The organism is Micromonospora sp. RL09-050-HVF-A, from assembly GCF_019374995.1.
GTDB classification, from domain to species: domain Bacteria; phylum Actinomycetota; class Actinomycetes; order Mycobacteriales; family Micromonosporaceae; genus Micromonospora; species Micromonospora antibiotica.
Genome location: NZ_JAGKQP010000002.1, coordinates 4910452 through 4924372, shown reverse-complemented (window position 1 = coordinate 4924372; position 13921 = coordinate 4910452). Strand labels below are relative to the sequence as shown.

Sequence of the window (13921 nt, the reverse complement as noted above, 5' to 3'; positions counted from 1 at the left end):
CACCCGACCCGACGCTCCCCGGGGGTCAGCGGACGTCGTAGCTGAGGACGAGGGTCCCGTCGGCGCGCAGGAGTTCGAGTCGGACCAGGTCGGCGTCGGTGAACCGGGTCGCGCCACGCAGGTTCACGTCGTCGCCGGGGGCGGCCAGCCAGGAGGCGATCTGTTCCGTCGCGTCGTCGGGGCCGCGCGCCACCAGTCGGAACGTGTTCGCCTTGCCGTAGCCGGCCGTCGCGTCGTACCCGCAGTGCATGGTGACCTCGGTGCCCCACTTGGTGCCGCTCAGCCCGATCTCCGCGTGCAACGCCGGGGTCTTCGGCGACACCGGTGCCATGGACACCATCCGCACCGCCTGGGTGGTCGGCGCGGGCGGGCCGGCCGGTCGCAGGGCGGCAGCCCCGCCGAAGCCCAGCACCAGGGCGAACGCGGCGGCGACGAGCGCGGTCAGCGCGTACCGTCGGCGGTTGCGGGTCCGCTCGCGGCGGCGGCGGTCCCGGGCCACAGCGATCAGGTCGGGCACCCGGCTGATCTCCGGCGGCGGGGGGAGGAACTCCTCCAGCGTGGTCGGGTCGAGCCGGCCCAGCAGGCCCGGCAGCACCGCGACCTCGGCCACCGCCTCCCGGCACGCCGCACAGCCGGACAGGTGCCGCTCGTAGGCGGCCCGGTCGGCGGGGGCGAGGGCACCCAGCACGTACGCGCCGTCGTCGTGTGCGAACTCGCAGCGGGTCATCCGGTCACCCCCATCTCGGCCAGGGCCAGCCGCAGTGAACGCAGCGCGTAGTGGGTGCGGGACTTGACCGTCCCCGGTGGCACCCCCAGCCGGGCCGCCGCCTCGGACACCGAGCGGCCCTGGTAGAAGCACTCGACCAGCACCTCCCGGTGGGTGGGGCTCAGTCGGCTCAGCGCCTCGGCGATGGTCCAGGCCTCCACCGCGCGTTCCGCTTCGTCAATCGTCTCCGGCTGCTCGGGCAGGTCGTCGGTGAACACCTCGCCGACCCGGGTCGACCGCCGCCGCCAGGCGTCGATCGCCAGGTTCCGGGCGGTCGTGAAGAGCCAGGCCCGCACCGAGCCGCGTCGCGGGTCCAGTGACTCCGGGTGACGCCAGGCGCGCAGCAGGGTCTCCTGCACCAGGTCCTCGGCCCGGGTGCGGTCCCCGTTGACCAACCGCAACGCGTGCGCGTAGAGCGCCTCGGCGTGCTCGTCGTGCAGCGCGCGCAGCAGTTGGGCGTCGTGGTCGCTGATGGTGATCCCTCGCTTCCCGCGCGACGAGTCCGGCGAATGTGTCCGCCCGTTACTACGCGCCGTGACGCTGATCGGTTCACCGGCCACTGCTGTTCACATCCGGTTCACACCGCGTCCGGTGGCCGCTCACCCCGTCCTGGCAGCGTCCGCCCGGTACGCACGTCGAGCAGGTGAAAACGGCGTGCCACCGACCTGTCTCCAGGAGGCTCCTTCCCATGAGCGACCGTCCCCGGCTGCTCCCGCTGCTCGGTGCCACCCGGCACGGCAGCCGCGATGCGATGACCTGTCTGTACCGCTGCGGCAACGCCTGCGACCACCCGGTGCCCAACACGTCCGACAACACCTACTTCGGCGACCTCGTCGAGGGCGAGGTGTCCCGTCGGGGCGTCGTCCGGGCGGGTGCGGTGGGCGCGCTGGTGCTCGGCTTCGGCGGTGCCGCCACCGGCGCGCTGGCCGGGGCCGTCCCCGCCGCCGCCGCGCCGGCCACCCCGGTGGTGCCGGAGGTCGGCGACCCGACCGCCCCGCAGCGCGGTGTCGGCAGCGGGGCGCTGACCTTCAAGCCGATCCCGCCGAACCAGCTCGACACCCTGGTCGTCCCCAACGGGTACGACCACCACGTGGTCATCCGCTGGGGTGACCCGGTGCTGCCCGGTGCGCCCCGGTTCGACCTGCACGGGCAGACCGCCGCCGCCCAGGCCAAGCAGTTCGGCTACAACAATGACTTCGTCGGGGTGCTGCCGCTGGACCGGCGGGGCAAGCGGGCGCTGCTCGTGGTCAACCACGAGTACACCAACGAGGACCTGATGTTCCCCGGCTTCACCGGCCTGGACAACCTCACCGTCGAGCAGCTGCGCACCGCGATGGCCGCGCACGGCATGTCCGTGGTGGAACTGGAGCGGGTGGACGGCACCGGGCAGTGGCGGGCGGTGGGCCAGGGTCGGCGGCCGTACAACCGGCGGGTCACCGCGCTGGCCACGAAGTTCGAGCTGACCGGCCCGGCCGCCGGTTCGGCCTGGCTGCGCACCGCCGCCGACCCGAAGGGCCGCACGGTGGTCGGCACGCTGAACAACTGCGCCGGTGGGGTCACCCCGTGGGGGACGGTGCTGTCCGGCGAGGAGAACTTCAACCAGTACTTCGTCGGCGCCGACGCCGCGCCGGCCGAGTTGAAGCCCAGGTTCGACAGGTACGGCATCACCACCGCCGCCCGTTACCCCAGCGGCAGCCGCAAGTGGGAGCGGGCCGACGAACGGTTCGACCTGGCGAAGCACCCCAACGAGGCGCACCGGTTCGGGTGGATCGTCGAGATCGACCCGTTCGACCCGGAGAGCCGTCCGCGCAAGCACACCGCGCTGGGCCGGTTCAAGCACGAGGGCGCCAACGTGATCGTGGCCCGCGACAAGCGGGTGGTCGCGTACATGGGCGACGACGAGCGCTTCGACTACCTCTACAAGTTCGTCTCCGACAAGAAGTTCATGCCTGGTGACTCCTGGGTGGCCCGCAAGAACAACCTGACCCTGCTCGAGTCGGGCACCCTCTACGTGGCGCAGTTCGCCCAGACCAGCGCCGCCGAGATCGACGGCACGGGCAAGCTGCCCGCCGACGGCGCGTTCAACGGCACCGGACGGTGGATCAAGCTGGTCAGCGGCAACCGCAGTTTCGTCGACGGGATGACCGCCGCCGACGTGCTCACCTTCACCCGGCTCGCCGGGGACAAGGTCGGCGCGACCAAGATGGACCGCCCGGAGGACGTCGAGCCGAGTCTGCTCACCGGCAAGGTGTACGTGGCGCTGACCAACAACACCGACCGGGGCAAGGCCGGTAAGCCGGCGGCCGACGAGATCAACCCGCGCAACCTCAACAAGCACGGGCAGATCCTGGAGCTGGTCGAGGACCGGGGCGACAACACGGCGGAGTCCTTCGCCTGGTCGCTGCCGATCGTCGCCGGTGACCCGACCGACCCGTCGACCTACTTCGCCGGGTACGACAAGACCAAGGTCTCGCCGATCTCCTGCCCGGACAACGTCGCCTTCGACGCCACCGGCAACCTGTGGATCTCGACCGACGGTAACGCGTTGGGCAGCAACGACGGCCTCTTCGCCACCGCCGTCGAGGGGCCGGAGCGGGGGCACCTGAAGCAGTTCCTGACCGTGCCGCTGGGCGCGGAGACCTGTGGGCCGTTCATCACCGGCGACAACCGGTCGGTGTTCGTGGCCGTGCAGCACCCCGGCGAGATCACCGGCGCGTCGGTGGAGAAGCCGGCGTCGACCTGGCCGGACGGCGACTACGCCAAGCCGGGCGTGGTGGTCACCTGGCGGCTCGACGGCGGCCCGATCGGCAGCTGACGCGCTCCCCGGGTCGGTCCACCGCCGGACCGGCCACGAGGGCCCCCTCCCGTTTCGGTCCGGGAGGGGGCCCTCGCCCGTGACGGGTCAGGCGTCGGCGGCGATGCCGTCGGCGACGGCGCGGGCGGCGGTGAGCAGCTTGGCCCGCACCACCCGGGCCGAGGTCATCATCTCGCTGGCCGGCAGCGCGCAGGCCAGCACCACCCGCCGTTCCATGTCCTTGTCCGGGGTGACCAGCACGGCGGCACACGCCACCCCCTGCCGGAACTGCCCCAGCTCCAACTGCATCCCGCGCCGGTCGCCGGCCGCCAGGTCCGCCTCGAACGCCTCCGGGGTGGTCAGGGTGGCGGTGGTGAACGGCCGCATGCCGTACTCGCGCAGGTAGCGCAGGCGCTGTTCGGTGGTGAGGGTGGCCAGCAACGCCTTGCCCAGGGCGGTGGCGTGCGCACCCTCGTCGAAGCCGGGGACCATGTCCTCCAGGTAGGGCGAGCGGGCTCCCTCGGCGACGGCGGTGACCGCCACCTGACCGCCGACGAACCGGCCCAGGTAGTGGCTCCACCCGGTGTCGATGGCGGCCCGCCGCAGCGACTCCCCGACGGCGGCCGGCCCCCGGAACGCGGTGACCAGCTCGCGGTACCGGTCGGCGATCTCCAGGCCGACGATGTAGGTGCCGTCCTCCCGACGGATCACGTAACCCTCGTAGGCCAGGGTGCGGACCAGGTGGTAGGTGGTGGCGACGGTCAGCTCGCACCGCCGGGCGATCTGCTTGACGGTCAGCCCTTTCGGGGCACGACCGACCGACTCGAGCACGCGTAGCGCGCGGGAAACGCTCCGGATCAGGTCCGAAGGTTCCGCCAGGGGGTCACGCACAACCACCTCCGCAGCCGGGGACTTACACCATATGAAATACCGGGCCGAGACGGAACGCCCGTTCGGGTGGTGGATGCCAGATCAGGCGGTATACGGCGGGTCACCCGGCGACACGCCGACGGTTGTCAGGAACTCGACTCGCGTAGGTTGAGCCCACGATGACCGACACCGCGCTCAACCCCCCGCCGAGCCGGCCCACCGTACGCCCCGTACGGGCCGGCGTCGCAGCGGTCGCGACCACCGTCGCCAGCGTCCTGCCGGTCTTCCTGGTCGGCGGGCTCGCCGTGCAGATGGGGGACGACCTCGACTTCTCCCCCGCCGGGCTGGGACTGGCCGTGTCGATCTACTTCGGCGTCAGCGCGCTCGCCTCGATGCCCTCCGGCCGGCTGGTGGAACGGGTCGGCCCCGCCGTGGTGGCCCGGGTCGCCATCGGTCTCGCCGCCGGTTGCCTGCTCGCCATCGCCGGGCTGGCCCGGTCGTACCCGGTGCTGGTGGGGCTGCTCGCGCTGAGCGCCACCGCCAACGCGTTGGGCCAGCTGGCCAGCAACGCGGCGCTGGCCCGGCACGTACCCGCCCGGCGGCAGGGCCTGTCGTTCGGGGTGAAGCAGGCCGCCATTCCCGCCTCCACGCTACTGGCCGGGGCGGCGGTGCCGGCGATCGCCCTCACCGCCGGCTGGCGCTGGGCGTTCGTGGCCGCCGCCGCAGCCGCCCTGACCGCGCTGCCGGCCGTACCCCCGCAGGTGGCCGGACCGGCGCGGGAGCGTGCGGCGGAACGCGGCGGTGGGGCCACCACGGCGCTGGTGGTGGTCGGGGTGGCGGCGACCCTCGCGGCGGGCGCGGCCAACGCGCTGGGCACCTTCGTGGTGGACTCGTCGGTGCACCGGGGGCTCGCTCCCGGCCCGGCCGGGCTGGTGCTCACCCTCGGCGGCGCGGTCTGCGTGGCCGCCCGGATCGGCGTCGGCTGGCTGGCCGACCGGCGGGACACCGGTCACGTCGCGCTGATCGCCGCGATGCTGGTGGTCGGGGCGGTCGGGTTGGGGCTGCTGGCCGTGGCCGGTCCGGTGCCACTCACCGCCGGGGTGGTCCTCGGCTTCGGGCTGGGCTGGGCCTGGCCCGGCCTGCTGAACTTCGCGGTGGTCCGGCTGCACCCGCAGGCCCCGGCCGCCGCCACCTCGATCACCCAGACCGGGGTGTACGCCGGCGGCTGCCTCGGCCCGCTCGGGCTCGGGGCGCTCGCCGGCACCCGCGGCTACCCGGTGATGTGGCTGGCCGCCGCGATCGCCATGCTCCTCGCCGCCGTGCTCATGCTCACCGGCAGCCGACTGCTGCGGCGCTCCGCCGCCGGCTGACGAACGGGGACGGCCGACGGCACCCGGTCGGGCCGGCCGGTCGTCGAGCGGCGCAGGTCAGCTGGTGCGGTCGGCGATGTAGTCGCAGAGGGATTCGAGCGCCCGCCGGGCCGGGATCTGCGGCAGCGGGGCCAACCGCGCACGGGCGTCCTCGGCGTAGCTGCGGACGGTCTCCCGGGCCCGCTTGAGCGCGGGGGACTCCCGCAGCAGGCCGAGCGCCTCGGCGTGCAGCGCGTCGTCGACGAGCGGGCCGGTGGACAGGATCTCCCGCAGCCGCACCGAGGCCGCGTCGGAGTCGTCGCCGGCCAGCGCGTAGAGCACCGGCAGGGTCGGCACCCCCTCGCGCAGGTCGGTGCCGGGTGTCTTACCCGACTGGGTCGACTCGGAGGCGATGTCGAGCAGGTCGTCGGAGAGCTGGAAGGCCACCCCGATGGTCTCCCCGTAGCCGGCGAGGGCCTCGGTGTGCTCCTCGGACGCCCCACCGAACATCCCGCCGAACCGGGCCGAGGTGGCGATCAGCGACCCCGTCTTGTCGGCGATCACCCGCAGGTAGTGGTCGACCGGGTCCTGCGTGCGGGGACCGACGGTCTCGGCGATCTGGCCGTGCACCAGCCGGGCGAACGTGCGGGCCTGGAGGCGGACCGCCGTCGGGCCCAGGTCGGCGGCGATGTCCGCGGCCCGCGCGAAGAGGTAGTCGCCGACCAGGATGGCCACCGAGTTGGTCCAGCGGGAGTTGGCGCTCGGGGCACCCCGCCGCACGGCGGCCTCGTCCATCACGTCGTCGTGGTAGAGGGTGGCCAGGTGGGTGAGCTCCATCACCACGGCCGCCGGCACCACCTGCGGGCCCGCCGGGTCGCCGAACTGCGCACCCAGGGCCACCAGCAGCGGACGGAACCGCTTGCCGCCCGCCTCGACCAGGTGCCGGGCCGCCTCGGTGACGAGTGGATCGGCGCTGGCCACGCTGGCCCGCAGCTCGACCTCGACGTCGTCGAGCAGGCCCAGCACGGACGCCTCGACCCGTGGATCGGCGAGGTGCACGCCGAGCGCGCCGACCTGACCCGTGCCCGCCCGTCCCCGACGACCGCCGGAGCCGACGCCGCCTGAACGCTCCCCCGCCGGAATCACCACACCATCAACCATGCCACACCCGTTCGACCTGCTCCGGACGGGGGATACGGCCGTGGGGCCGGCACGCCTGAGCGCACCGGCCCCACGGCCACGGAAAACGGGTCACCTGACGAATGCTGCGGCGTCCGTCGCCAGGTCGAGCAGGGGTGCCGGCAGCACGCCGAGGATCAGCGTGGCGGCCACCCCGATCATCAGCGCGGTGGCGGTCAGCCCACCCGGCACCGCGACGGTCGGGGTGCTCTCGCCCGGCTCCGACAGCCACATCATCACCACCACCCGCAGGTACGGGAAGGCCAGCACCATGCTGGTCAGCACACCGGCCACCACCAGCCAGGCATGCCCGCTCTCCAGAGCCGGGCCGAAGACCGCGAACTTGCTCATGAAGCCGCTGGTCAACGGGATACCGGCGAAGGCCAGCAGGATGAAGGTGAAGACCCCGGCATAGAACGGCGAGCGGCGGCCCAGCCCGGCCCAGCGGGACAGGTGGGTGGCCTCCCCGTCGGCGTCCCGGACCAGGGTCACCACGGCGAACGCGGCGAGCACCGAGAAGCCGTACGCGGCCAGGTAGAACATCGTGCCGGAGACGCCCGCCCCGGTCGGGGCGAGGACCCCGACCAGCAGGTATCCGGCGTTGGCGATCGACGAGTACGCCAGCAGCCGCTTGATGTCGGTCTGGGTGACCGCCAGCACCGCGCCGACCAGCATGGTGAGCACCGCCACCACCCCGAGGACGGGGGTGAAGTCCCAGGCGGTCTGGTCGAACGCCACGTGGAAGACCCGCAGCAGGGCCCCGAACGCGGCCACCTTCGTGCAGGCCGCCATGAAGCCGGTGACGGGGGTCGGCGCACCCTGGTAGACGTCCGGGGTCCAGACGTGGAACGGGGCGGCGGCAGCCTTGAACAGCAGGCCGATGGCGATCAGCGCCATCCCGGCGAAGAGCAGCACCTCGCTGGCCGGGGACTCGTTCACCGCGGCGTGCACGGTGGCGAAGTCGACGCCGGCCGAGCGGCCCGGGATGCCGGCGGTGAAGCCGTACACCAGGGCCACCCCGAACAGGAAGAACGCCGAGGCGTACGCGCCGAGCAGGAAGTACTTCATCGCCGCTTCCTGGCTCAGCAGCCGCCGGCGACGGGCCAGCGCGCAGAGCAGGTAGAGCGGCAGGGAGAAGACCTCCAGCGCGATGAACATGGTCAGCAGGTCGTTGGCCGCCACGAAGATCAGCATGCCGCCGATCGCGAAGCTGGTCAGCGGGTACACCTCGGTGGCCCCGTTGCGTCCCTCGGCCTGCTTCCGGTCGTCGGCCGACTCGGCGGTCACCGCCGCCTGGGCGACGAACGCGCCACCGCGCTCCACCGACCGCTCGCCGATCAGCAGCAGCGACATCGCGGCGAGCACCAGGATGGTGCCCTGCAGGAACAGGGCGGGACCGTCCACGGCCAGCGCCCCACCCGCCGTAACCAGCCGGGCGTCGGCGTTGAGCACCACCATCACCAGCGCGGCGAGCACCGCCACCAGCGACAGCGTCAGCTGCACCAGGTGCCGGCGGGGACGCGGTACGAACGCCTCCACCAGGACACCCAGCAGGGCCACCCCCAGCATGATCAGGATCGGGGCGATCGACGGATAGTCGATCGACGGCAACTTGAGTTCGGTCACTGCGGATGCCGCCTTTCGATCGCGACTGCGGGGCTCACTCGCTGCGCTCGTTCGCTCCTCGCGCTCACTGCGCAGCCTCCTGGACGCTGCCGACCTCAGGGGCGGGATCGGTCTTGCCGACGTCCTGCATGGTCGCCTGGACGGCGGGGTTGATCACATCGGTGACCGGCTTGGGATAGAAGCCGAGCAGCAGGATCAGGGCGATCAGCGGGGCGACCACTGCCTTCTCGCGCAGGGTGAGGTCACGGTGCATCGCCTTGACCTCGGTCAGCTCCGGGTTGAGCGTGCCCTGGGTGGTGCGCTGCACCATCCACAGCACGTACGCCGCCGCCAGGATGATGCCCAGGGTGGCGATCACCGCGACCGGCTTGTTCACCGTGAAGGTGCCGATCAGCACCAGGAACTCGGAGACGAACGGCGCGGTGCCGGGCAGCGCCAGCGACGCCAGACCGGCGAAGAAGAGCACCCCGGCCAGCAGCGGCACCAGCTTGCCCGCCCCACCGAAGTCGGAGATCAGCGACGAGCCCCGGCGGGCGATGAGCATCCCGACGACCAGGAACAGCAGGCCGGTGGCGAGCCCGTGGTTGAGCATGTAGAGCACCGCGCCGGTGCCCGCCTGGGTGGTGAAGGCAAAGATGCCGACCCCGATGAACCCGAAGTGCGCGATCGAGGTGTACGACACCAGCCGCTTCAGGTCGGACTGGCCGACGGCGAGCAGCGCGGCGTAGAGGATGCCGATCAGCCCCAGCGCCAGCGCCCACGGGGCGAACCACTTCGACGCCTCCGGGAACAGCGGCAGGCAGTACCGCAGGATGCCGAACGTACCGACCTTGTCCAGCACGCCGACCAGCAGCGCGGCGGCACCCGCCGGGGCGGCCCGACCGGCGTCCGGCAGCCAGGTGTGGAACGGGAAGAACGGCGCCTTGATCGCGAAGGCGAGGAAGAAGCCGAGGAACAGCCAGCGCTCCGTGCCGGTGGAGATGTCCACCTGGGTCAGGGTCTGCCAGTCGAAGGTCTTGCCGCCGACCACCCACAGGCCGATCACCGCAGCCAGCATGAACAGCCCGCCGACCAGCGAGTAGAGGAAGAACTTCACCGCCGCGTACTGCCGCTGGTGGCCGCCGTAGCTGCCGATCAGGAAGTACATCGGCACCAGCATGACCTCGAAGAACACATAGAACAGGAAGACATCGGCGGCGGCGAAGACGCCGATCATCGTGGATTCGAGGACGAGCAGCAGGGCGAAGTACGCCGGCACCGACCGCTTCGACGCGTCGGCGTCGTGCCAGGACGCCAGGATCACCAGCGGCACCAGCACCGCGATCAGCATCAGCATGACCAGTGCGATGCCGTCGACGGCGAAGGTGAAGTTGACGTCCCAGGTGGGGATCCACGGGTACGACTCGCGGAACTGGAGCCGGTCACCGTCGGCGGAGAACGAAACCCACATCACCACCGACAGCGCCAGCACCAGCAGCGACCAGCCGAACGCGACCTGCTTGGCCAGGTCGGGCCGGCGACGCGGCAGGAAGGCCACGACCAGGGCGCCGACCAGCGGTGCCACGGTCAGCACCGAGAGGAACGGGAAGTTGGACATTATGCGGCCTTACCTCCGTCGTGGATGCGGGGCCCGCCGGCGGGGGCTGTCGCATTGAGGTCGATCACGCCAGCCACCCCGCCTGCACCGCCAGGAACGCCGCCACCACGAGCAGCGCGCCGGTCAGGATCGAGGTGGCGTACGACCGGACGAAGCCGGTCTGCCAGCGCCGGAGCCGACCCGAACCGCCCCCGACCCCGGCGGCGAGGCCGTTGACCAGCCCGTCGATGCCCCGGTTGTCGAGGAAGACCAGCGCCCGGGTGAGGAAGATGCCCGGCTTCTCGAAGACCACCTCGTTGAAGGCGTCCGTGTAGAGGTTGCGCCGGGCGGCGGTGACCAGCACCCCGGCCGGCTGCGGCGCGGTGGCCGTGCCGTTGCGGAACAGCGCCCAGGCCAGCCCGGCACCGAGCACCGTCACCACCAGCGACAGCGCGGTCAGCAGCCAGTGCGGCAGCACCGCCGCGTGCTCGGCGTGCTCGCCGCCCAGCCCGGCGGTGGCGGTCAGCCAGTCCGGCACCGAGGTGGCGAGCAGGAAACCGGCACCGACCGAACCGATCGCCAGCAGGATCAGCGGGATGGTCATCAGCTTCGGCGACTCGTGCGGGTGCTCGATGTCCTCGGTCCACCGCTTCGGGCCGTGGAAGGTCAGCACGAACAACCGGGTCATGTAGAAGGCGGTCAGCCCCGCGCCGAGCAGCGCCGCCCCGCCGAACAGCCAGGCCGTCCAGCCCTCCCGCTCGAACGCCGCCACGATGATCGGCTCCTTGGAGAAGAAGCCCGAGAACGGGAACATGCCGATGATGGCGAGCCAGCCCATCATGAAGGTGATCCAGGTGATCTTCATGTACTTCGACAGCCCGCCGAAGCGGCGGATGTCCACCTGGTCGTTCATGCCGTGCATGACCGAGCCGGCACCGAGGAACATGTTCGCCTTGAAGAAGCCGTGCGCGAGCAGGTGCACGATGGCCAGCGCGTACGCCGCACCGCCGAGACCGACACCGAGGAACATGTAACCGATCTGGCTGACGGTCGACCAGGCCAGCACCCGCTTGATGTCGTCCTTGGCCGCGCCGATGATGCAGCCCATCAGCAGGGTCAACGCGCCGACGCTGACCACCACGAGTTGGAGCGTCTCGTTGGCCGAGAAGATCGGGTTGGACCGGGCGATCAGGTAGACACCCGCGGTGACCATGGTGGCCGCGTGGATGAGCGCCGACACCGGGGTCGGGCCCTCCATCGCGTCCGGCAGCCACGCCTGGAGCGGGAACTGACCGGACTTGCCGGCCGCGCCGAGCAGCAGCAGCAGGCCCAGCACCAGCACCGTGCCGCTGGCCAGCCCGCCGACGGAGGAGAAGACCTCGTCGTACTGGGTGGTGCCGAGGGTGGCGAACAGGATGAAGATGCCGATCGCCAGGCCGGCGTCGCCGACCCGGTTCATCAGGAACGCCTTCTTGCCGGCGGTGGCCGCGCTCGGCCGGCCGTACCAGAAGGAGATCAGCAGGTACGACGCCAGGCCGACGCCCTCCCAGCCGAAGTAGAGCATCACGTAGTTGTTGCCGAGCACCAGCAGCAGCATCGCGGCGACGAACAGGTTGAAGTACGCGAAGAACCGTCGCCGGCCCTCGTCGTGCGCCATGTACTCGACCGCGTAGAGGTGGATCAGGAAACCCACCCCGGTGATCAGCAGGACGAAGACGGCGGCGAGCGGGTCGAAGAGCAGACCGAAGTCGACCCGCAGGTTGCCGACCGTGATGAAGTCCCAGAGGCTCAGCTCGACGGACTTGTTCTCCAGCCCGCGCAGCTGGAAGAACGAGGTGAGCCCCAGCACGAACGCGGCACCGATCGCGGCCACGCCCAGCCAGTGCCCCCAGCGGTCGGCCCGCCGGCCGAGCAGCAGCAGGATCGCCGCGCTGGCCAGCGGGATCGCCACCAACAGCCAGACGCTGCTCAGCAGGCCGTCAGCCGCCGCGTAGGTGACGGCACCCGCTGGCTCTGCCGCCTGGGCGTACGTCAGAATCTCATCCACCGCAGGGCCCCTTTAGTACTTCAGCAGGTTGGCGTCGTCGACGCTCGCGGAGCGCCGGGTCCGGAAGATCGACATGATGATCGCGAGCCCGACCACGACCTCGGCCGCCGCCACCACCATCACGAAGAACGCCATGATCTGTCCGTTGAGGTCACCGTTGATCCGGCTGAAGGTGACCAGCGTCAGGTTGGCCGCGTTGAGCATCAGCTCCACGCACATGAACAGCACGATCGCGTTGCGCCGCACCAGCACGCCGACCGCGCCGATGGTGAACAGCACCGCCGCCAGGATCAGGTAGTAGTCAGGGCTCACCGTTCCGTCCCCTTCAGGGTGGTTTCCTCGGCGGTCAGCTCCCGCTGCGGCAGGATCGCCGGGGTGCTGCGGTCGGTCAGCCGGCCGTCGGGCAGCCGGGCCGGGGTGGCCACCGAGGAGGAGGTGGCGAAGACGCCCGGACCGGGCTTCGGGCCGGGGTAGTTGCCGGGGCGGAACCGGGCCTTCATCGTGGCGACCTGGTCCATCTTGTCTTCCTTGCGCCGCTCGATGTGCGCCAGCACCATCGCGCCGATCGCCGCCGTGATCAGCAGCGCGGAGGTCAGCTCGAAGGCCAGGACGTACTTGGTGAACAGCAGCCGGGCGATGCCCTGCACGTTGCCCTCCGCGTTGGCCTGGTCCAGGCCGACGGCGGTGACCCCGTTCAGCGCCCGGTAGAGGCCGGTGCCGACCAGCCCGGCGAAGCCGAGCCCGAGCACCACCGCGGCGACCCGCTGGCCGCGCAGCGTCTCGATCAGCGAGTCGGAGGCGTCCCGGCCGACCAGCATCAGCACGAACAGGAACAGCATCATGATCGCGCCGGTGTAGACGATGATCTGCACCATGCCGATGAACGGCCCGGCCTGGAGCACGTAGAACACGCCCAGGCAGAGCATGGTGAGCACCAGGAACAGCGCCGAGTGCACGGCGTTGCGCGCCCAGACCATGCCGATCGCGCCGATCAGCGCCAACGGGGCGAGGATCCAGAAGGTGACCTCCTCACCCCCGGACACCTGGCCCGCCGCGGCGAGCACCGTGGACGTGTTCATGCTCCGGCTCCCTTGCCCGCTGCCCGCTGGGCCGCCTGCTCGGCACCCGGGAAGGTCACCCCGGGATGCTCCTCGACCTGGTAGCGGCCGGGCCCCATCGGGGACTGCTCGGCACCGGCCGAGGTGCCCGGGTTGGTCAGCGCGCCGACGTAGTAGTCCTTCTCGCTGTCACCGAGCCGCATCGGGTGCGGCGGCTGCTCCATGCCTTCGAGCAGCGGAGCGAGCAACTGCTCCTTGGTGAAGATGAGGTCCTGCCGGTTGTCCCGGGCCAGCTCGTACTCGTTGCTCATGGTCAGCGAACGGGTCGGGCAGGCCTCGATGCAGAGCCCGCAGAAGATGCACCGGGCGTAGTTGATCTGGTAGACGCTGGCGTACCGCTCGCCCGGCGAGAAGCGCTGCTCGTCGGTGTTGTCGCCACCCTCGACGAAGATCGCGTCCGCCGGGCAGGCCCAGGCGCACAGCTCGCAGCCGATGCACTTCTCCAGGCCGTCCGGGTGCCGGTTGAGGATGTGCCGCCCGTGGTAGCGCGGCGCCGAGACCGGCGGCTTGAACGGGTAGTCGGTGGTGACGACCTTCCTGAACATGTGCGAGAAGGTGACACCGAAGCCCTTGAACGTTCCGGTGATCGCGCCCAC

Annotated in this window: 12 protein-coding genes; 2 read left to right on the top strand and 10 right to left on the bottom strand. The window is 71.3% G+C overall.

Annotated elements, in window-relative coordinates:
- Positions 1 to 25 precede the first annotated feature (25 nt).
- Positions 26 to 727: an anti-sigma factor gene (locus J7462_RS21790; RefSeq protein ID WP_208565527.1), complete on the bottom strand. Its 702-nt coding sequence runs from the start codon at positions 725 to 727 to the stop codon at positions 26 to 28.
- The gene (locus tag J7462_RS21785; RefSeq protein WP_208565835.1) at positions 724 to 1239 is read right to left on the bottom strand and encodes a sigma-70 family RNA polymerase sigma factor; all 516 of its coding nucleotides are present in this window, start codon (positions 1237 to 1239) and stop codon (positions 724 to 726) included. Before J7462_RS21785 ends, J7462_RS21790 begins: the two co-directional genes overlap by 4 nt.
- 215 nt (positions 1240 to 1454) lie before the next feature.
- Here J7462_RS21785 and J7462_RS21780 point away from each other — a divergent pair, with 215 nt between their 5' ends.
- Positions 1455 to 3581, top strand: a complete 2127-nt coding sequence (locus J7462_RS21780) for a PhoX family phosphatase (RefSeq protein ID WP_219465898.1) — start codon at positions 1455 to 1457, stop codon at positions 3579 to 3581.
- Positions 3582 to 3668: 87 nt separating this feature from the next.
- On the opposite strand, the gene J7462_RS21775 is transcribed toward J7462_RS21780, so the two are convergent.
- Positions 3669 to 4451: an IclR family transcriptional regulator gene (locus J7462_RS21775; RefSeq protein WP_208565525.1), complete on the bottom strand. Its 783-nt coding sequence runs from the start codon at positions 4449 to 4451 to the stop codon at positions 3669 to 3671.
- Between the two features lie 158 nt (positions 4452 to 4609).
- Between J7462_RS21775 and J7462_RS21770 the strand changes: the two genes are divergently transcribed.
- Positions 4610 to 5800, top strand: a complete 1191-nt coding sequence (locus tag J7462_RS21770) for an MFS transporter (RefSeq protein ID WP_219465896.1) — start codon at positions 4610 to 4612, stop codon at positions 5798 to 5800.
- A gap of 57 nt (positions 5801 to 5857) precedes the next feature.
- On the opposite strand, the gene J7462_RS21765 is transcribed toward J7462_RS21770, so the two are convergent.
- The 7 genes from J7462_RS21765 to nuoI all read right to left on the bottom strand — a co-directional run bounded on the left by J7462_RS21765 (position 5858) and on the right by nuoI (position 13921).
- Positions 5858 to 6940: a polyprenyl synthetase family protein gene (locus J7462_RS21765; protein WP_208565523.1), complete on the bottom strand. Its 1083-nt coding sequence runs from the start codon at positions 6938 to 6940 to the stop codon at positions 5858 to 5860.
- Positions 6941 to 7030: 90 nt separating this feature from the next.
- Entirely contained in the window at positions 7031 to 8584 is a 1554-nt protein-coding gene (nuoN, locus tag J7462_RS21760; protein ID WP_208565522.1) for an NADH-quinone oxidoreductase subunit NuoN, read from the bottom strand.
- 64 nt (positions 8585 to 8648) lie between these two features.
- Positions 8649 to 10181 (bottom strand): NADH-quinone oxidoreductase subunit M, encoded by a 1533-nt coding sequence (locus J7462_RS21755; RefSeq protein WP_219465894.1) that lies wholly within the window; start codon positions 10179 to 10181, stop codon positions 8649 to 8651.
- Between the two features lie 64 nt (positions 10182 to 10245).
- A complete protein-coding gene (gene nuoL / locus J7462_RS21750; protein WP_208565520.1) occupies positions 10246 to 12207 on the bottom strand; it encodes an NADH-quinone oxidoreductase subunit L in 1962 nt (653 codons plus the stop codon).
- A gap of 12 nt (positions 12208 to 12219) precedes the next feature.
- Entirely contained in the window at positions 12220 to 12519 is a 300-nt protein-coding gene (gene nuoK / locus J7462_RS21745; protein ID WP_091244416.1) for an NADH-quinone oxidoreductase subunit NuoK, read from the bottom strand.
- The gene (locus J7462_RS21740) at positions 12516 to 13286 is read right to left on the bottom strand and encodes an NADH-quinone oxidoreductase subunit J (protein ID WP_088646150.1); all 771 of its coding nucleotides are present in this window, start codon (positions 13284 to 13286) and stop codon (positions 12516 to 12518) included. Before J7462_RS21740 ends, nuoK begins: the two co-directional genes overlap by 4 nt.
- Positions 13283 to 13921, bottom strand: coding sequence for an NADH-quinone oxidoreductase subunit NuoI (gene nuoI / locus J7462_RS21735; protein ID WP_208565519.1), 639 nt, complete (start codon positions 13919 to 13921; stop codon positions 13283 to 13285). The genes J7462_RS21740 and nuoI overlap by 4 nt, the downstream gene beginning before the upstream one ends.

Coding starts and splice junctions, on each gene's coding strand:
- J7462_RS21790 (WP_208565527.1), bottom strand. CDS start 727: ATGACCCGCTGCGAGTTCGCACACGACGACGGCGCGTACGTGCTGGGT.
- J7462_RS21780 (WP_219465898.1), top strand. CDS start 1,455: ATGAGCGACCGTCCCCGGCTGCTCCCGCTGCTCGGTGCCACCCGGCAC.
- J7462_RS21770 (WP_219465896.1), top strand. CDS start 4,610: ATGACCGACACCGCGCTCAACCCCCCGCCGAGCCGGCCCACCGTACGC.
- J7462_RS21765 (WP_208565523.1), bottom strand. CDS start 6,940: ATGGTTGATGGTGTGGTGATTCCGGCGGGGGAGCGTTCAGGCGGCGTC.
- J7462_RS21755 (WP_219465894.1), bottom strand. CDS start 10,181: ATGTCCAACTTCCCGTTCCTCTCGGTGCTGACCGTGGCACCGCTGGTC.
- J7462_RS21740 (WP_088646150.1), bottom strand. CDS start 13,286: ATGAACACGTCCACGGTGCTCGCCGCGGCGGGCCAGGTGTCCGGGGGT.